Annotated in this window: 15 protein-coding genes; all 15 read right to left on the bottom strand. The window is 37.0% G+C overall.

Annotated features, from left to right (window positions below):
• Nucleotides 1-44: 44 nt before the first annotated feature.
• Complete coding sequence (gene recA, locus KHA94_RS03595; RefSeq protein WP_213100762.1) at nucleotides 45-1,085, bottom strand: recombinase RecA; 1,041 nt, start codon at nucleotides 1,083-1,085, stop codon at nucleotides 45-47.
• Nucleotides 1,086-1,621: 536 nt separating this feature from the next.
• Nucleotides 1,622-2,875 carry a competence/damage-inducible protein A gene (locus KHA94_RS03590; protein ID WP_213100761.1) on the bottom strand — a complete coding sequence of 418 codons (1,254 nt, stop codon included), beginning with the start codon at nucleotides 2,873-2,875 and terminating at the stop codon, nucleotides 1,622-1,624.
• Nucleotides 2,876-2,952: 77 nt separating this feature from the next.
• Nucleotides 2,953-3,531, bottom strand: coding sequence for a CDP-diacylglycerol--glycerol-3-phosphate 3-phosphatidyltransferase (pgsA, locus tag KHA94_RS03585; protein ID WP_213100760.1), 579 nt, complete (start codon nucleotides 3,529-3,531; stop codon nucleotides 2,953-2,955).
• A 241-nt stretch (nucleotides 3,532-3,772) separates the two neighbouring features.
• On the bottom strand, nucleotides 3,773-4,678 hold the full coding sequence (locus KHA94_RS03580; RefSeq protein ID WP_213100759.1) for a helix-turn-helix domain-containing protein: 906 nt from the start codon (nucleotides 4,676-4,678) through the stop codon (nucleotides 3,773-3,775).
• A gap of 18 nt (nucleotides 4,679-4,696) precedes the next feature.
• Nucleotides 4,697-5,491 (bottom strand): DUF3388 domain-containing protein, encoded by a 795-nt coding sequence (locus tag KHA94_RS03575; protein WP_213100758.1) that lies wholly within the window; start codon nucleotides 5,489-5,491, stop codon nucleotides 4,697-4,699.
• A gap of 204 nt (nucleotides 5,492-5,695) precedes the next feature.
• Nucleotides 5,696-5,956 carry a DUF3243 domain-containing protein gene (locus tag KHA94_RS03570; protein ID WP_213100757.1) on the bottom strand — a complete coding sequence of 87 codons (261 nt, stop codon included), beginning with the start codon at nucleotides 5,954-5,956 and terminating at the stop codon, nucleotides 5,696-5,698.
• 103 nt (nucleotides 5,957-6,059) lie between these two features.
• Nucleotides 6,060-6,782 carry an elongation factor P 5-aminopentanone reductase gene (gene ymfI, locus KHA94_RS03565; protein ID WP_213100756.1) on the bottom strand — a complete coding sequence of 241 codons (723 nt, stop codon included), beginning with the start codon at nucleotides 6,780-6,782 and terminating at the stop codon, nucleotides 6,060-6,062.
• A gap of 227 nt (nucleotides 6,783-7,009) precedes the next feature.
• Entirely contained in the window at nucleotides 7,010-8,299 is a 1,290-nt protein-coding gene (gene yfmH / locus KHA94_RS03560; protein ID WP_213100755.1) for an EF-P 5-aminopentanol modification-associated protein YfmH, read from the bottom strand.
• Nucleotides 8,300-9,577, bottom strand: coding sequence for an EF-P 5-aminopentanol modification-associated protein YfmF (gene yfmF, locus KHA94_RS03555; RefSeq protein ID WP_213100754.1), 1,278 nt, complete (start codon nucleotides 9,575-9,577; stop codon nucleotides 8,300-8,302). It lies immediately after the preceding gene.
• A gap of 363 nt (nucleotides 9,578-9,940) precedes the next feature.
• Nucleotides 9,941-10,891 (bottom strand): ABC transporter permease, encoded by a 951-nt coding sequence (locus tag KHA94_RS03550; protein ID WP_249365360.1) that lies wholly within the window; start codon nucleotides 10,889-10,891, stop codon nucleotides 9,941-9,943.
• 9 nt (nucleotides 10,892-10,900) lie between these two features.
• Nucleotides 10,901-11,950 carry an ABC transporter permease gene (locus KHA94_RS03545; protein ID WP_213100752.1) on the bottom strand — a complete coding sequence of 350 codons (1,050 nt, stop codon included), beginning with the start codon at nucleotides 11,948-11,950 and terminating at the stop codon, nucleotides 10,901-10,903.
• Entirely contained in the window at nucleotides 11,943-13,478 is a 1,536-nt protein-coding gene (locus KHA94_RS03540; RefSeq protein WP_213100751.1) for an ABC transporter ATP-binding protein, read from the bottom strand. The genes KHA94_RS03545 and KHA94_RS03540 overlap by 8 nt, the downstream gene beginning before the upstream one ends.
• Before the next feature lie 291 nt (nucleotides 13,479-13,769).
• Nucleotides 13,770-14,876: a BMP family lipoprotein gene (locus KHA94_RS03535; RefSeq protein ID WP_213100750.1), complete on the bottom strand. Its 1,107-nt coding sequence runs from the start codon at nucleotides 14,874-14,876 to the stop codon at nucleotides 13,770-13,772.
• Nucleotides 14,877-14,952: 76 nt separating this feature from the next.
• Nucleotides 14,953-15,678 (bottom strand): GntR family transcriptional regulator, encoded by a 726-nt coding sequence (locus KHA94_RS03530; RefSeq protein ID WP_213100749.1) that lies wholly within the window; start codon nucleotides 15,676-15,678, stop codon nucleotides 14,953-14,955.
• Nucleotides 15,679-16,162: 484 nt separating this feature from the next.
• Complete coding sequence (locus KHA94_RS03525; RefSeq protein WP_213100748.1) at nucleotides 16,163-18,502, bottom strand: FtsK/SpoIIIE family DNA translocase; 2,340 nt, start codon at nucleotides 18,500-18,502, stop codon at nucleotides 16,163-16,165.
• Nucleotides 18,503-18,639: the final 137 nt, after the last annotated feature.

Raw genomic sequence — 18,639 nt, 5'->3', positions numbered from 1 at the left:
AAAAGCAAAGCTGCTTCTCAATTGCGGCTTTGCTTTAATCTCAATTAATCAATAAGTTTAAATTCCTCTTGCTCTTCATCACCGCTAATAACCATTTCACCATCAAGGCCATAGTGATCACGAATTTGCTTTTGAATTTGTAAGCGAATCTCAGGGTTTTCCTTAAGAAACTGCTTTGCATTTTCACGCCCTTGACCTAGGCGCTCTTCATTGTAGGAATACCACGAACCGCTCTTTTGAACGATGTCTAATTCAGATCCTAAATCAATAATTTCGCCTTCCTTAGAAACTCCCTCACCGTACATAATATCCACTTCAGCTACACGGAATGGAGGAGCAACCTTGTTCTTGACAACTTTAATCTTCGTTTTATTACCTACCATTTCAGTACCTTGCTTTAATGCTTCTGCACGGCGCACTTCAAGACGGATTGTAGAATAGAATTTAAGCGCACGTCCCCCTGGCGTTGTTTCTGGATTGCCAAACATAACTCCTACTTTTTCACGAATCTGGTTAATAAAAATAGCAATCGTTTTTGATTTATTAATAGCTCCTGATAGTTTTCGAAGGGCTTGTGACATAAGACGTGCCTGTAAACCGACATGAGAGTCACCCATTTCCCCTTCAATCTCTGCCTTAGGCACGAGAGCCGCAACAGAGTCAATGACAAGAATATCTACTGCACCGCTTCTTACTAGTGCTTCCGCTATCTCTAAAGCTTGTTCACCTGTATCAGGTTGAGAAAGCAATAATTCATCAATATTTACGCCAAGCTTTTGGGCGTATACCGGATCAAGTGCATGTTCAGCATCGATAAATGCAGCTTGTCCACCTGATACTTGAACTTCTGCAATGGCATGTAAGGCAACGGTTGTCTTACCTGAGCTCTCTGGGCCATAAATTTCAATTATACGGCCTCTTGGATAACCCCCAACTCCTAGTGCAGCATCTAGTGCAAGAGAGCCACTTGGAATGGTGGAGATTTTCCGATCCGTTTGTTCTCCAAGCTTCATAATTGAGCCTTTACCGAATTGTTTCTCTATTTGTTTTAACGCCATTTCAAGTGCGGCTTGACGATCACTCATTAATTCTTCCTCCTTTATAATAACCAAAACCTCTTTGATAACTTTTGGTCTCAATTCCTAACTTAACTATAACTGTTTTTATCTTGTTTGTCGAGAATAAATTCGAACATTCATTCGTCTTTTTTTATCTAATAAAGAACCAAAAATATAAAAATCTCTATGAAAAATGGTATTTTTAAAGAAGAATGTTTTTAAATAATAACAAATCCATTTAAAATCTGAAAACGGGAAATGATCAAAGGAATATATTATTAGAAAAACTTGGCATTCGCCAAGTCCTTTTTGGCAAATGCCTTAGTTTTACTTATGCGATCTTATTAGCAGATATTTAATTAAAAACACACTTCACTTTAGTACGTTAATACACTTTAACCTTCCTATTAGCTTAGAAAAACTTGGTGTTCGCCAAGTCCTTTTTGGCGAATGCCTTAGTTTTACTTATGCGATCTTATTAGCATATATTTAATTGAACACACACTTTACTTTAGTACGTTAATAAACTTAAACTTTCCCATTAGCTAAAAAATCAGAATGCCTTATTTCGCACTCTGATTTCTTTTCAAACTCTTAATTAAAAGGTAGCATCCATATTTTACACTTCTTGTACGAATGGATTCTCTCGTCCCACCAAAATGAAGTTCTTCTACCTGAACCGTTTGCCCTTTCATGAAAATTCCGATATAAACAGTTCCTATAGTCTTTCCTTCGATTTGATCTGGTCCTGCAACCCCAGTAAAGCTAATGCCGATATCAGAATTCATTAATTTGGAAACTTTTTCTGCTAATTCTAAAGCACACTGTGCGCTTACGACGCCTTCTTCCTTAATTGTCTTTTCAGAGACATTTAGAACATTTGCCTTTACTTCATTCGTATAGCAAACAACTCCGCCCTTGAGAATAGCACTTGCACCTGGTATAGATGTAAATTCCTGCTGAAACATTCCTCCCGTTAAACTTTCCGCACAACTAATCGTTAGTCCTTGGTCATTTAATAATTTTATGGTCTCATTCATGAGGGATGTATCATCATAACCATAAAAATAATTACCGACACGGGATAGAATTGCTTCCTCTGTTTCATCTAATAACTGCAGTGCAGTTTCCATTTGATTATGTTTAGCAGTCAATCTTAGGGTAACCTCTCCATCCGAAGCAAGAGGTGCAATGGTTGGATTGCTTTGAGAATCTATCAAATCCTCAATTTCCGTTTCCAACATCGCTTCACCTATACCGAAAAATCTTAATACCCTAGAAACAATTACATCCTCATCATGAAGCTTTGTACGAAGGATGGAATAGCCATATTTTAAAAACATCGGTTCCATTTCTTTAGGCGGCCCTGGAAGAAGCATATACAAAAGATTATCAGCATCTAGCAGCATCCCTGGGGCCATACCATGCTCATTTGGCAACACTTGCGAATCTTCTAAAATAATTGCTTGCTTCTTATTATTCTCTGTCATTATTCTATTGGAACGTTCAAAATAAAGTTCAATTTGCTGTAATGCTTGTTCATCCATTATAAGTTGCTTGTTTAAATGGCGAGCAATTGTTTCTTTTGTCAAATCATCCTTTGTTGGACCTAATCCTCCAGTGAAAATAATAAGATTAGAACGACTTTCAGCAATTTCTATGGTGTCCTTAAGACGTTGGGGATTATCTCCAACAACTGTATGATAGTAAACATTTATCCCTAGTTCAGCAAGCTGTTGTGATAGAAAACGCGCATTTGTATTGACGATCTGGCCTAGTAATAATTCAGAACCAACAGCAATGATTTCTGCATTCATCGATACGCCACCTTACTAAAAATTGATTATTACTCATGATCAAAACTTGATCGAGACAGAAATGACTTAAACTATATTTATTTTGAATTAACGAAAACTTGCTTATTTTTCACAAAATAATCCCAGCCAGACCATATGGTAAAGAACATCGCAATCCAAAGGGCAATATCTGCAAATGGGATTGAAAACATTTCGAAAATAATATTATGTAATAGCAGTGCAGAAATGGCAACAATTTGTGCCCATGTTTTAATTTTCCCTAACATATTAGCGGCAACTACCTCGCCACCTTCTGCAAGGAGAAGACGCAGTCCAGTTACAGCAAATTCTCGGCTAATGATAATGATAACGATCCAAGATGGTGCAGACCCTAACTCAACAAGGACAATCAATGCTGCTGAAACAAGCAGTTTATCAGCAAGTGGATCAAGAAACTTTCCGAAGTTTGTAACAAGGTTAAGCTTCCTTGCGTAATGGCCATCGACCCAATCTGTTGCAGCAGCAAAAATGAAAATTATAGCTCCAACCAGATGTGTAACAGGAAGAGTAGTACCTAATAATGAAATCTCTCCCCAATTAAAAGGAACGAGCATCACAATCAAAAAAAGCGGGATTAAGCAAATTCTTGAGATAGTTATTTTATTTGGCAAATTCATGATTTTCCTCCGTATTCGTTTAAAGTGAAACTTCAGCCAGTGCAGGTTTTCCTCACAAAGGACATGATATTGGCGACTTCGTGTAATTTTATGTCTTCATTCTCACTGGATGCTAGTTGAACTATTTAGGCCATTATGTGTTGTTGACCTCTACTGGGAATTTTTGTTCTCTCAATTTCTTGATGTAAATCTTACAGCCGGTTAATCTGCGATAAAGCGAAAATAGTCATCAAAATGATGACTATTCATTGCTCGGTAAGTAGCGAATGGTAATTTCCTGTGTGACAGATTGAGCCGGATCGATGGCAAACTTAATTTTTTCTTCATTAATATAAATTTCGGTCTCAGTCGATTTACCAACTTTAATAACGGCTTCAGTTTCATTCGAAAAATCAAAGGTTTGACTCTCATTGCCACCTTTAGTTAGCGTTCCTTGAAAGAATGATGCACCCTTTTCGTTAGCAATGCTAACCCATGTTTCACCTGTCGACGCTACTTTTAATTCGAACTTATCAGCATTTCCTAATTCATAGACGGTTTTTCTTCCGCTTGATTCTGCAACCGATATTTCCTGTTTAGGAGGTTCTACTTCAGTTTCCTCTGTAACTTCATCTTTTGAACTATTATCTTCTTCGATTGTTTCATTTTCTTTAGTCTTTTTATCGGAATCTTTAGCGAAGTCTTTCGATACTTCTATTTTTACTTCTTCGTTCCCTTTATTATCAGAAGTGTCTATTCCAGAATCATTGCTATCTTTCTGGATGTAAAAATACCATAATGCAGCGGCAGCACCAATGACAAAGAGTGCAATTAATAATTTCGGAAGAATATCAAATACTTTCGAATTACCTGAAGAAATATTTTTCCGAGATTGAACTCTTGAAATCTTTTCTGGAATATCCTCATTAATCGTTGACGGAATATCAGATTTATATTGTTCAAAAATCTCTTCTGGCTGCAATCCTACCGCTTCTGCGTATTGTTTAATAAATGCCCGTACGTAGAATTGCCCAGGCATCATACTATAGTTTCCTTCTTCAATGCCAATTAAATAACGTTTTTGTATCTTTGTAGCAACTTGCAAGTCATCAAGACTCATATTTTTAGCCAATCGGGCTTCTTTTAGCCGATTACCGAGTTCTGTCAATTTATAACACCTTCCAACTCACGAAAAATCAAAGCCTCCAAAATCAGACTCGGAGAGCATTCTTGTTTTATCAACAATATCATATTTTATTTCTTCTTCAGGGTCATTGCGTAGTTCAATAATATAATCAAAATCTTCAATAGAATACTCCGTATTTTCAACAAAAATATCAGGGTGTTCTACTACTTTCACAGCATTCATATGCATAATTTCACGAATAAGCTGCCAATGACGTTCATTTGCTCGTCTTGAAGATACTATTCCATCAATTATGAACAAATTGTTCTCATTATACTCATCATGAATCAATTGGCTGCGAATCGTCTGTTTTAAAAGAGTGGAAGAAACAAACAACCATCTCTTATTTGCACATACACTTGAAGCGACAATCGATTCTGTTTTTCCGACACGAGGCATTCCTCTTATTCCTATTAGTTTGTGTCCTTCTTGCTTAAATAATTCTGCCATAAAGTCAACTAATAGTCCAAGCTCGTCCCTTACAAATCTGAATGTTTTCTTATCATCTGCATCTCTTTGTATGTATCTTCCATGACGAACAGCAAGGCGATCCCTCAATTTTGGTTCACGCAATTTAATTAATTTTATTGTATCCATTGTCTGTAAAATAGACTCTAAACGAACGATTTGTTCATTGTTTTTTGCTAGTATAAGCAATCCCCTTCGGCCTTCATCGACACCATTAATTGTTACTATGTTAATTGAAAGCATTCCTAAAAGGGAAGAAATATCACCAAGCAAACCAGGTCGGTTCTTTTGAATTTCGTACTCTAAATACCACTCTGTTTTACCCAATAAACCCCACCCCTTTAGTTCCGTTCTTCTTTAGCTTTTTTACTTCAATAGAACCAACGAATTGACCTCAATATAAATACCACTTTTATAATATATGATTTCATAAAAAGATGAAAGGAAAAACAGTCTCGATAACGTAAAAAAGTAAATTATTCATATTCAACTGAAAAAAGAGAGGGGCTTCCTCTCTTTTTCTTTCCTATATTATTGTTGTATACCGTTGTTCTCGACAAGTTTTACCATTACACTTGCAATTGCCATTTGTTCATCTTTATCCGCAACGGACCATAGATCAGAAAGAACTCTTTGTTGTTCATTTTTCGGATCCACTTGCTTGGCTAAGTAATCACCGATTTGATAAGCAAGTTGATTAACTATTTCTTTATTCATTCCTTGCTGCTGTCCCTGATCTAAACGATCACCAAGGAAGTCTTTCCACTGCTGCCAATTATCAACTACAGACATGAATTATCCTCCTTTAAAAAACTGTGTTGTACACCACTGTACATAGTTATTTTGTTTATTAGAGAGAAAAATATTCATGCTTTATATTTGCTATATGTCTATTTTATGTATACCATCCACCGTTAACAGCAAGTACTTGACCAGTTATATACGATGATTTTTCCGATAAAAGAAATGATACGGAATCAGCTATATTCTCAGGAGAGGCAAGTCTGCCCATTGGTATTTCGTTCTTAATCATGTCTAACTCCTCAAATGAAAAGCCCTTCATCATTGCTGTTTGTACCGCACCAGGAGCAACAGCATTCACTCTAATACCATTAAAGGCCAGCTCCTTGCTTAGCGCCTTAACAAACGCAATTTGAGCCCCTTTAACAGTTGAGTATGCCACTTCACAAGCAGCTCCTGTTTGCCCCCATATGGAGGAAATAACGATAACATTGCCACTCCCTTTTGACAACAATTTTGGGATGAGCTGCTTCGTAAGTAGCAGCGGGGTCGAAACATGTAGATTAATTAAAGATTCAGCTACATCATCCTCAAGTTCATATAAAAGACCATAGTGACTTACTCCGCTATTATGAATAATTGCATCAAGAGAAAAAATATTTTTTACTACCTTTTTATATCCTTTTTTGGAAGACAAATCTGCTTGAATTGGTATATATTCTCCTCCAAAAGGTTCAAGGCGTACCAAGAGATCCTCTATAGCCTTGTTATTCTCGTGATAATGTAGATACAAATGATAACCTTCCTCCGCTAATTTAACTGCAATTGCTCCCCCTATTCCACCGCTCGCTCCAGTTATTAATACATGTTTCTTCATATCTCCCACTCCATTTTTCAATTGACTAAGAAATGCGCGAACATTCAAGGAAAATTACCCCTTCGTTGAGAACTCGCATAAGCTTTCCTTATGGTGCTATTCAATATCCAACTCAAGAAAAGCTATTCTTAGTTTTAAAGAAATAAAGCGCCATAAAAGGCGCTGTTCATTTTTAGCAATTTGTATAAGAATAACTTAGCCAAACGCAAAGTTTTTTTATTTACATTTTATCTTTTAGGCACAACTTGACAAACCGTAAATCTGTTTTCAGATAAAAGCTCATTTGCAGCGACTTCAATATCTTCTAACGTTATTCCTTCTAGAGTTGGAACAACATCAAATAAATTCATTTCATTAAAAGCATATCTTGTAAACTGGTTAGCAATGTATTCAGGAGAATTAATGGCGCGAAGGAAAGCACCAATTTTTTTCTTTTTTGTTCTCTCTAAACTTTCATTCGTAATAACACCATTCTCTTTCCCTTTTAATAGGATACACTTTAGAGAATCTGCTAATCGGTCAGGATCACCAGTGTCTCCACCGACCATTGCAAAACCAAAGCCAGCTTCCTGGGTATAATCGTACGAAAACGAGTCGTCAATTAATCCTTCATTATATAAGAAGCTATAATGATCAGAGCTTTTTCCAAACAATATATCAAGCATAACATTTAAACAAAGTTCCGTCTTCAGCATTTCGTCTCCAGTTTGATTAACATTCTGCGCCTTTACACCTACTAAACATTTTGATGTTTGGACATTCATTTGCAGGACTTGTTTTTCCTCTGCAACGACTACTGGCTCTTCTTCAAAAAGGCGTTTGATTTCAGGCAATTCCTTATATTCCTTTTTCGCTTGGTTACCCTTAACAAGATTCATTATTTGAACTGGTTCGATTGGCCCGACGATAAATAATAGCATATTGCTCGGATGATAAAACGTATGGTAGCACTCATAGAGCATATCTTTCGTAATATGAGAAATCGAATCAATCGTCCCAGCAATATCAATTTTCACAGGATGATTTTTATACATGTTTTGAATCAATCCAAAATACAGTCTCCAGTCCGGATTGTCGTCATACATTGTGATTTCTTGCCCAATGATTCCTTTTTCCTTCTCAACCGTTTTTTCTGTAAAATATGGCTCTTGAACAAAATCAATTAAAGTTTCAAGATTTTTTTCTACATTCGATGTACTTGAAAATAAATACGCCGTTCTCGTAAAGGAAGTAAATGCATTCGCAGATGCACCTTGCTTACTAAACTGCTGGAAAACATCACCATCTGCCTTTTCAAAAAGCTTATGCTCTAGAAAGTGAGCGATTCCATCAGGAACCTTTACATTTTCTTCCTTACCCGGTGGGAGGAAATGATTATCGATCGAACCATATTTTGTTGTAAAGGTCGCATATGTTTTGTTAAAGCCAGCTTTCGGAAGAATATACACATCTAGACCATTTTCAAGGTTTTCATAATACAATTCTTCCTGCAGCTGATCGAAAGTGATTTTTTCCATTTATTTATCCTCCTTTCCAGTTAAAAAGTAAATGGTATCTAAAGTTACTTTACTTGCAACTGCAACAATTTCGTCCTTGGTAGCGCTATCCATTTTCTCCATCCAATCATTGATGGTTACATCTTTCTTGGAAACTACATTATGATATAGAATTTCTACTATCCCTCTAGCCGTATCAATCGTCTCAAGCAGCTGATTTTTAATAACTGCTTTTGTCTGCACAATTTCATTCTCTGTAAAGTCCCCATTCTTCATTGCTTCCATTTGCGCATTGATAATACTTATAGCCTGATCATAATTTTTATTCTCAATGCCAGACATAACCATCATTAATCCTTTATGGCTCTCTAGTCTACTTGAAGCATAATAGGCGAGACTTGCTTTTTCCCTTACATTAATAAAAAGCTTTGAATGAGAGAACCCTCCAAATATTCCATTGAATACTTGTAATGCAAAGTAATCTTCGTCTCCATATACCACATTTGTACGATACCCAATATTAAGTTTTCCTTGCTTAACATCCTGCTCTTCTTTCACTTCATGAACATTATTTTTCCTACTGTAGTTTGAGGAGCTGATACTTTGAGGACTACGATTATTAAACTGCAAAAGCTCCTGAGCAAAAGACTCAACTTCCTTTTCATCTACATCCCCGATGACATAAAGATCCAATTCATCTTGATTTAAAGCATTTTTAAAATATTGATACAGATTTTCAGCGGTGATATGATCAACTGAATCCTTGTCACCATGTACATGTAGAGAATAGGGTTCCTCTTCACACATTTCTTGAATTAGACGAAAGTTTGAGTAACGCATTTTATCGTCAAAAACGGACTGAATTCTTTGCTTTAATGTTCTTTTTTCCTTCTCCACCGTCTCTAAATCAAATGAATCCCCTTGAACATTAGGCTTTGTTAAAATTTCCGCTAAAAACTGAAATGCTTTTTTCAACAGAGCTGTAGTGTCAGCTAAAAACTTTTCGTTTGCTACTTCCATTGAAAAACTGATAATATGATACTCGCCTTTTTTTGCTAAATCCACAAAAAGAGTTGCTCCATAAAGCTCATCTAAATACGATCTAAGCTTTCCAGTAGTTGGATAGCTTTCACTATTGCTTTGTAAAACATAGGGTAATAAGGCTCTTAAGGTTACCGTTTCTTTATTTAATGGCGCTTTCATTTTCCAAACAAGTGTATTCGTTTTATATTTATCCGTATTAACAACATGGAGCTTATAACCATTCATTGATTTAACAGATTCTGATAATAAATCCATTTTCTATCCTCCCTGCAATATACGTATTTTATGTAACGTCTTCAAAGGTTATTGTCTACAATCTCCTTTGAATTAATCATATTCTAACTATAACCTGCCCTATTTCTTATTTTCAAGTTAAGAACTGGAATGAAAGAACAAATGCGCAAGCGCCTTGCTCACCTCCGACAAGCACAAGACGAGCCTCACGGAAAGGTGTTCTTTACCTTTCTGGGAGGATTGGCTTGTGACCTCGAGGAGGTAGGCGCTGGAGCTGAACGTAGATAAACTATATCTCAAGTTTTCAACAGATAGCGAAAATTATAATTTCCTATACAATAACAAAAAAGACCTCTATTGTATTTTAGAGGTCTTTTTTGACAATTACCTATTCCCTTTTATATACGGAGCGCCTAATGCTTTAGGTGCATCCGCACGTCCGATAAATCCTGTTAATGCAAGAATAGTCAGGACATATGGTGCAATCAATAAATAAAAATTCGGTATATTTTCTAAGAATGGTAAGCTTGAACCAATAATACTTAAGCTTTGTGCGAATCCGAAGAACAATGCAGCCCCCATCGCACCTAGAGGATGCCATTTACCGAAAATCATAGCTGCAAGTGCCATAAATCCTTGTCCGCTAATCGTCGCGTGGCTGAAATCAGAAGTAATGGATTGAGCATAAACTCCGCCACCAATACCGCCAAGTGCACCAGATAGAATAACTGCAATATAACGAATCTTTGTTACATTAATTCCCATTGTGTCAGCTGCCATTGGGTGTTCCCCAACTGCACGTAACCTTAATCCGAATGGTGTTTTAAAAATAACATACCAAACAATAAAAGCTACAATAATTGCCACAAAGGACGTATAATACGTGTTTGAAAAGAATATTTCCCCAATTACTGGGATATCACTTAAAAAAGGAATATCAACCTTGTGAAAAGATTTTTGAATTGCATCTGTTTGACCTTTTCCATAAATAAATTTGACAAGGAATAAGGACAATCCAAGCGCTAATAAGTTAATAGCTACCCCAGAAACAACCTGATCAGCTCTAAATGTTATAGATGCCACAGCGTGAAGAGCAGACAAGAGAGCTCCTACAACCATGGCTGCTAATAATGAAATCCATGGGGTTAAGTCTCCGAAAGTATCTGCAAAGGTTAAATTAAAAACAATTGCAGTAAAAGCGCCAATAACCATTAACCCTTCCAAACCAATGTTAACAACTCCGGAACGCTCTGAAAAGGTTCCTCCTAATGCAGTGAAAATAAGTGGTGCAGCCCAAAGCATTGTTGAAGATACGATGATAATCAGAAGGTTCATGATGTCCACTTATTTCACCCCCTTCTTCTTGCTAAGTCGTTCTATAAAAATACGGATCATATAGCTTGCTCCAACGAAGAATACGATTAAAGCAATGATAATATCGACAAGCTCATTTGGAACACCTGCTTCAAGTGGCATGTTTAAAGCTCCCACTTTTAAAGAACCAAAAAGGAGTGCAGCCAATACAATTCCGATAGGAGCACTACCACCCAATAGGGCGACTGCTATTCCATCGAATCCAACCCCAGTAAATCCGCCCCTAACCGGTGAATATCCAAATGTCCCCAAGCCTTCCATAGCACCGGCAAGTCCAGCGAATGCACCAGAAATGACCATTGATAGAATAATATTTTTTCGAACATTCATACCAGCATATTCAGAAGCATGCTGATTAAAACCAACTGCCTTTAATTCATAGCCCAGTGTTGTTTTTTGCAGAATAAACCACATGATAAATACACAGATGAGCGCGATAACGATTCCCCAGTGTAAACGAGAATAATCTGTCAATCCTTCAAGAAAAGGTGATCTTAATGAAGCTGTATCATGAATGTTTGGTGTTCTGTCACTCTTATCTGATAATACGGTTCTTATGAGATAATTTGATAAATGTAAAGCGACATAGTTAAGCATAATCGTTACGATAACTTCATGAACTCTGAACCTAGCTTTCAAAAAGCCAGGAATAAATGCCCAAAGTGCTCCAGCCGCAGCACCAGCTAATACAGCTAATGGCAAGTGAATGATTTTCGGAAGATCGAAGGCAACTCCGACCCATACCGACGCAAGCCAGCCAACAATAAGTTGACCTTCTACTCCTATATTAAATAGTCCAGTTTTAAATGCAAACCCTACAGCAAGTCCAGCAAGAATATACGGTGTTACCTGTCGAATGGTTTCGCCAATATAGTAAATATCACCAAATGCTCCTTCAATAAGGGCGACAAATGCTGCACCAGCATCATAACCCGTTACAAGCATGATAATTGTACCGACAAGCATACCGAGCACAACTGCAAGAACAGGAACAATGAGATTTTTAAAACGATTAGACATTTGCTTCTTCACCTGCTTCCTTCCGTTGAGAACCGGCCATTAATAACCCTAATTCTTGCTCGGTCGTTTGTTTTGGATCTAAAATAGCTACTATTTCACCTTCGTAAATAACAGCAATACGATCGCTTACATTCATGATCTCATCAAGCTCAAAGGATAAAAGCAATACAGCTTTTCCATGATCACGCTGCTCAATTAGACGTTTATGAATAAATTCAATGGCTCCAACGTCAAGTCCACGAGTTGGCTGTGCAGCAATTAACAAGTCAGGATCTCGATCAACCTCACGACCTATTATCGCCTTTTGCTGATTCCCACCCGATAACGCTCTTGCTAAAGTGAATTCACTCGGAGTTCGAACATCAAATTCTTTAATTAGGCTATTCGCTTTCTTATAAATTTCCTTGAAATTCAAGACACCTTTATTTGAAAATGGCTTTTGATAATAAGTTTGCAAAACCATATTTTCTCCAATTGGAAAATCAAGCACTAGTCCATGCTTATGACGGTCTTGTGGAATATGCCCCACTCCAGATTCAGTTACTTTTCTAGGTGAGATATTTCGTATATCCTTTCCATTGATCGTAATTGAACCGCTTTCAGATTTACGCAACCCTGTAATCGCTTCTAATAATTCAGTCTGACCATTTCCATCTATCCCTGCAATACCAACGATTTCTCCAGCCCTAATTTGGAGATTAAGTCCTTTTATTGCAGGCAAGCCTCTGGAGTCTTTAACATGAAGATCTTGAATATTTAGAACATTTTGTTTCGGATCTGCTGGTATTTTTTCAGTTTTGAATGTAACTTCTCGACCAACCATCAAGCTTGCTAACTCATTTGGATTTGTTTCACTAACATTTACTGTACCAATCCCAACACCTTTACGAATAACCGTCACTCGATCACACACTTCCATAATTTCTTTTAACTTATGTGTAATCAGAATGATGGATTTACCTTCATTAATTAATGTCTTCATGATTTGAATGAGTTCATGTATTTCCTGAGGTGTTAATACAGCAGTTGGTTCATCGAATATTAATATTTCAGCACCGCGGTAAAGAGTTTTTAGTATTTCTACTCTTTGCTGCATTCCAACAGATATGTCTGAAATTTTTGCATGAGGATCAACAGCAAGTCCATATTTCTCAGAAATTTCATGAACCTTTTTCTCTGCTTTTTTAATATCAATTTTTCCGCCACTCGTTGTCTCTTTTCCTAAAATAATGTTCTCAGTAACTGTAAATGGCTCAACTAGCATAAAATGCTGATGCACCATTCCAATTCCTAAATCGTTAGCAATATTAGGATTCGTAATTTTAACTGATTCGCCCTTTACACGAATTTCCCCGTTTTCCGGCTGGTATAAACCGAAAAGAACATTCATCAATGTTGATTTACCCGCACCATTTTCACCTAATAATGCATGAATTTCACCTTTTTTCAGTTGCAGGGTAATGTTATCGTTTGCAACAATCCCCGGAAACTCCTTACGGATATTGAGCATCTCAATTACATATTCCATCTTTTTTCACTCCTAGCTCAAAATAAAAGGAAACATTTAGCAGTAAGATGTCAGACCTTTATGATAATTAAAACTTAGTAATAAACAAAGTAGTTAAGCTTTAAATAAAACGGTCTTAATTGCGTGACCCTTATTTCATTATTTAAATAAAATCCTAAGTGAAATGCAGAACGTATTCTACATTTCAATTAAGTTTTTATTTACCAAATTATAATCAGCTAAATTTCTAATGTAAAAAAAGGAATAAGGGGCCGGTTTATCAAACCCGCTTATTCCTTTATTCATTTCTTATTATTCAGCTTTGAAGCTTTTTAGTTCTTCTTTTGTTCCAGGAACAGTGATATCTCCGTTCTTGATCTTCTCTGTCCACTCATTTACAGCTTTTTCAATGTCAGACTTATTACCAACCTCTTCATTTAGAGGGGCTAAGCTAACACCATCTTCAGCCAAACCATAAGTCAATGTTTCTCCGCCAGGGAAGTTACCAGCCTTAGATTTTTCTGAAACATCGACTACTGCTGTTTTTACACCCTTCATTGCAGAAGTTAAGATTACATTATGTTTTTTGCCATCGACTTCAACTACACCTTCAGTAGATTGGTCTGAATCAACACCAATTGCCCAAATTTCTCTAGAAGGATCTTTTTTCTTAAGATCTTTTGCTTCTGTAAATAATCCATTTCCAGTTCCGCCAGCAGCATGGAAGATTACGTCTACACCAGAAGAATACATTTGTGCAGCAGTTGTTTTACCAAGCTCAGCTTTATCAAATGCACCTGTATATTTAACATTTACTTTAATATCAGGATTTACTGCTTGAACTCCAGCAAGGAAACCACTTTCAAAACGCTCAATAACTGGAATTTCCATTCCGCCAATGAAACCAATTTTATTTGTTTTGGTTGCTTTAGCAGCGGCAACACCTGCTAGGAATGAAGCTTCCTGCTCTTTAAACATAATACTAACAACGTTTGGCTGATCTACAACACCATCGATGATACCGAATTGAGTATCTTTTTGCTGACCAGCAATTTTATTAATATCTTCTTCCATTAGGAAGCCAACACCAAATACTAGATTAAAGTCTTCGCGTGAAAGTTTGTTTAAGTTAGTAGAATAGTCAGCATCAGATTTAGATTGAAGATAATCAAAGCCGCCTTTTCCTTTTTCCATTCCATTGTTCTTACCAAACTCTTGAATACCTTCCCATGCAGATTGGTTAAATGATTTATCATCAACCCCACCTACATCTGTAACCATGGCAACAGAGAATTTACTTTCTTTGTCTCCTCCGTCAGCCGTACCTCCTTCTTTCTCTTCGCCCTTTCCACAAGCTCCTAAAATCGTTCCAGCAGCTAGCACAAGTGACAGCGCTAAACCAAATTTACGCTTTTTCAAAATATGTACCCCCTAAGTTTTTTATCATTTTAGTAGAAATCCTTTAAGAGTCTTTTTGTCTAGTTCCATGAACTTTTTATATTCTTTTTCTTAAGACATGGAAGCTGAACTTATCGGCTCTAAAGTAGTTGACCGAATAAAGAATGGCCTCATCCGTTTCGTCGAAATGCATTTGCTTTAATACAAGCAATGCCGTTTCAGGATCACATTCCAGAATTGGGGAAACTTTTTCATGGTAGCCAATTGGCACAATTTGGGCAATAGCATAGGTGATTTTTCGATTTGCTTTGACTTTAAGAATATCGAATATTGATTCCTGTTCTCTAGAAAATGTATCAGCAAGAATTCGATTTGGGATTTTATCGATACAATAAACAACAGGCTCACCATTTGCAGTTCTTACCCTTTCGATTACTACGATTTCCTCATCCGTGGAGCATGAAAAACGGCGGATATCCTCTTCGGTCGGAGCCATTGTTGCTGAGCTCAAGAAAATGGTCCCAGGTTTCATACCTGCTTGCAATATCATGTCAGTGACACTATTTAATTGCTCGATACCTGATGAAAATAAAGGCCTAGCATTCACAAATGTTCCAACACCATGGCGGCGAATGATAACGTTTTCTTCTTCAAGAATACGAAGGGCCTCCCTAAGAGTTGCTCTGCTTACTCCTAGCTGTTTAGCAAGATCAAATTCTGAAGGGAGTTTCTCTTTTTCTTTATAAACACCTTTCTCTATATCTTGCTTTAAACGATCGATCACTTGTAAATATAAATGTCTGTTATCTGACTTTATTGACATGCAGGTTCCTCCAACTAATTTTCTCAGAGACATCAGACCTCTGATGTTCAATCATTCCTACTAATCGAAAATACTATACCATTTTTCACTCAATAATGAAATAGTATTTATCGAAAAGTACCAAAAACGTAAGAAGAATTCGATAAAAATTTGAATCATTATACCTATTAATTATTATTCCTTCATTCATCTAGAACTAGGATTCTTTATTATTTTCATCAAACTTTTGGTCGTGCGATGTATCTCTGACGAAGCTTTCCTTATCCTGTGGCATTCTCCCGACTAGGACATCCTCGTAAAAGCTATCGCTTTTCCTTCGTGCGATGTTAATCGCTATCGAAGCCTTCCTTGTCCTGTCCGTCGTACTTAATTCCTAAAATTGACAACTAATCGGATCATCTTCTGTGCTGGCAATTTATACTTTCTTAACGTGAAATGAAAGACCCATCCTAAGACGGGTCTAATGAATAAATATTCATCCAAATTAAGAACTTGCTTCTTCAGAAGGTTTTCCTAATAAAACAGCTCTTGGCTTGCTGCCTTCATAAGGGCCAACAATTCCCCTAGCCTCCATCTCGTCAATAAGCCTTGCTGCTCTTGTATAACCAATTCTAAATCTACGCTGAAGCATGGAAACAGAGGCAGTTTGCATTTCCAAAATGAGTTCCACCGCTCCATCGTAAAGATCGTCATCCACTTCAGTCATCGTTTCCGGAATATCATCAGGGATCATTTCTTCTTGATATTGTGCTTTTTGCTGATCAATAACAAAATTTACGATCTCTTCAACTTCCTCATCTGACAAAAATGCCCCTTGAATCCGAACAGGTTTGGACGCACCCACTGGGAGAAATAACATATCCCCTCTTCCGAGTAATTTTTCAGCTCCTCCCATGTCTAGAATGGTTCTAGAATCAGTTGCAGAGGATACAGCAAAGGCAATTCGGGATGGAATATTAGCTTTAATGACTCCAGTAATTACGTCCACAGATGGACGTTGTGTGGCGATGATTAAATGAATTCCAGCTGCACGAGCCATTTGTGCTAATCTAGTAATAGCGTCTTCAACATCTGAGGATGCTACCATCATTAAGTCAGCTAGCTCATCTACGATTACGACAATAAAAGGCAATAGCGGCTGCTGGCCATCCTCTGTTTCATTATGCCTTTTCACATATTCATTATAGCCTTCAATATTTCTAGTCCCAGTATGAGAGAATAATTCATATCGTCTTTCCATTTCATTTACAACTTTTTTTAATGCTTGTGAGGCTTTTTTAGGATCGGTTACAACAGGTGCTAATAAGTGAGGGACACCATTATAAACATTTAATTCTACCATTTTGGGATCAATCATCATTAATTTGACCTCATGTGGCTTAGCCCTCATTAAAATACTTGTGATAATGCCGTTAATACATACACTTTTTCCACTTCCTGTCGCACCGGCAACTAGGAGATGCGGCATTTTATTTAATTCTGCAAGTACAGATTCACCCGTAATATCACGTCCGAGTCCAATCAATAATTTCGAGTCAGGTTTTTCATATTGAGTCGCCTCAATAACTTCCCTTAAAGAAACCATTGCTACCTCTGAATTTGGAACTTCAATTCCAATTGCTGATTTTCCAGGAATCGGTGCTTCTATACGAATGTCCTTTGCCGCTAGTGCTAATGCTAAGTCATCATGTAAACTGACAATTCTACTAACCTTAACCCCAACATCAGGATGAACCTCATATTTAGTAACGGCAGGTCCAAGGTGGACCTGAGTTACTCTAGCTTTCACGCCAAAACTATGAAAAGTTCTTTCTAACTTTGCTGCATTAGCATGAATCAACTCATATTCTCCACTTTGGTCTGTTTTCCGCGGAAGCTTTAATAAACTAATAGGTGGCAATTCATAATCTATGTTTTCAATTTCAGTAAATGTTATTGGTGGTTCTGAATCAGATTCCACATCAGTTTTCTTTGCTACTTTCGTTCGATTTACAGACTCACCCTGACTTGATTCATGGTAAGCTTTCTCAGCAAAACTAGATATGATTGGCTCATGCTTTTGTTCTTCGATTTCTTCACTAGCTCTATTTATTTTAATAACAGGTTCCGTTTGATTCTCTTCCACTGCTTTAATTCGTGGTTCTTCAAGCCGGGCTTGTCTATTAGATTTTTTTTCCTTTCTATTTCCTTTCCACTCTGTTAAATCATTTTTAAATCCAGTCCATTGCCTTTTACAAAAATTCCAAGTTGAACTTAGTATTTTACCTAATGCCTCACCAAATGTTTTTCCAGTTAACAGGATAAACCCTATAATAATGAGAACCATTGAAATAATTTTTGTTCCCGCGGCATCAAATAAATAATAAAATAATGCAAACAAAATGGCCCCGATCATCCCGCCGCCTAAATCCTTTGTACTTGTTTCCCCATTTACCTCCATCCAGAACAGCTCCCATGTGTTTGCAACCACACTGGGATCTTGAAATTTCCCTCCGTTAGACAGCAATTGAAAGAGTGTTACATGGCTTAGTAATAGTAATGAACTTACAATAAGATAGATCCCAATTAATTTAGTGCTAAGAAAAAAGGGAACCGTTCTTTTCCACATTAAATAGACTGCAAAAACAACTACACCCACTAAGCCCAACATGTACCATTCTCCCAAGAAAAAACGGAAGAAAAACACCGCGGCTTTCCCAACAGCACCTAGCTCTGCCATTGCAATAGCAGCAAAAGCAATGAGCGCGAGTCCAAGTAACTCATACTTTATTGTTGTCTTAATATTTTCTTTTTTCCTAGATTGTCTTCTCTTTTTTTTGGCCATTTAATCACCTTTAATTATCTGCTTATTCCCATCTTAAACAAAAGATGAACGAAACATGCATTTGAATTTGAATAATGATTATCGAAAGAATAAAGCAGCCATATTTTGGCTGCCTGGAAGTTATGTCTATTATAACA

This window comes from Cytobacillus citreus, from assembly GCF_018343665.1.
In the GTDB taxonomy this organism is placed as follows: Bacteria; Bacillota; Bacilli; order Bacillales; family Cytobacillaceae; genus Cytobacillus; species Cytobacillus citreus.
This window is presented reverse-complemented; position numbering and strand designations above follow the sequence as displayed.

Coding starts and splice junctions, on each gene's coding strand:
- KHA94_RS03525 (WP_213100748.1), bottom strand. CDS start 18,502: ATGGCCAAAAAAAAGAGAAGACAATCTAGGAAAAAAGAAAATATTAAG.
- pgsA (WP_213100760.1), bottom strand. CDS start 3,531: ATGAATTTGCCAAATAAAATAACTATCTCAAGAATTTGCTTAATCCCG.
- KHA94_RS03570 (WP_213100757.1), bottom strand. CDS start 5,956: ATGTCTGTAGTTGATAATTGGCAGCAGTGGAAAGACTTCCTTGGTGAT.
- KHA94_RS03590 (WP_213100761.1), bottom strand. CDS start 2,875: ATGAATGCAGAAATCATTGCTGTTGGTTCTGAATTATTACTAGGCCAG.
- KHA94_RS03550 (WP_249365360.1), bottom strand. CDS start 10,891: ATGAACCTTCTGATTATCATCGTATCTTCAACAATGCTTTGGGCTGCA.
- yfmF (WP_213100754.1), bottom strand. CDS start 9,577: ATGGATTTATTATCAGAATCTGTTAAATCAATGAATGGTTATAAGCTC.
- recA (WP_213100762.1), bottom strand. CDS start 1,085: ATGAGTGATCGTCAAGCCGCACTTGAAATGGCGTTAAAACAAATAGAG.
- yfmH (WP_213100755.1), bottom strand. CDS start 8,299: ATGGAAAAAATCACTTTCGATCAGCTGCAGGAAGAATTGTATTATGAA.
- KHA94_RS03540 (WP_213100751.1), bottom strand. CDS start 13,478: ATGGAATATGTAATTGAGATGCTCAATATCCGTAAGGAGTTTCCGGGG.
- KHA94_RS03545 (WP_213100752.1), bottom strand. CDS start 11,950: ATGTCTAATCGTTTTAAAAATCTCATTGTTCCTGTTCTTGCAGTTGTG.
- ymfI (WP_213100756.1), bottom strand. CDS start 6,782: ATGAAGAAACATGTATTAATAACTGGAGCGAGCGGTGGAATAGGGGGA.
- KHA94_RS03530 (WP_213100749.1), bottom strand. CDS start 15,678: ATGTCAATAAAGTCAGATAACAGACATTTATATTTACAAGTGATCGAT.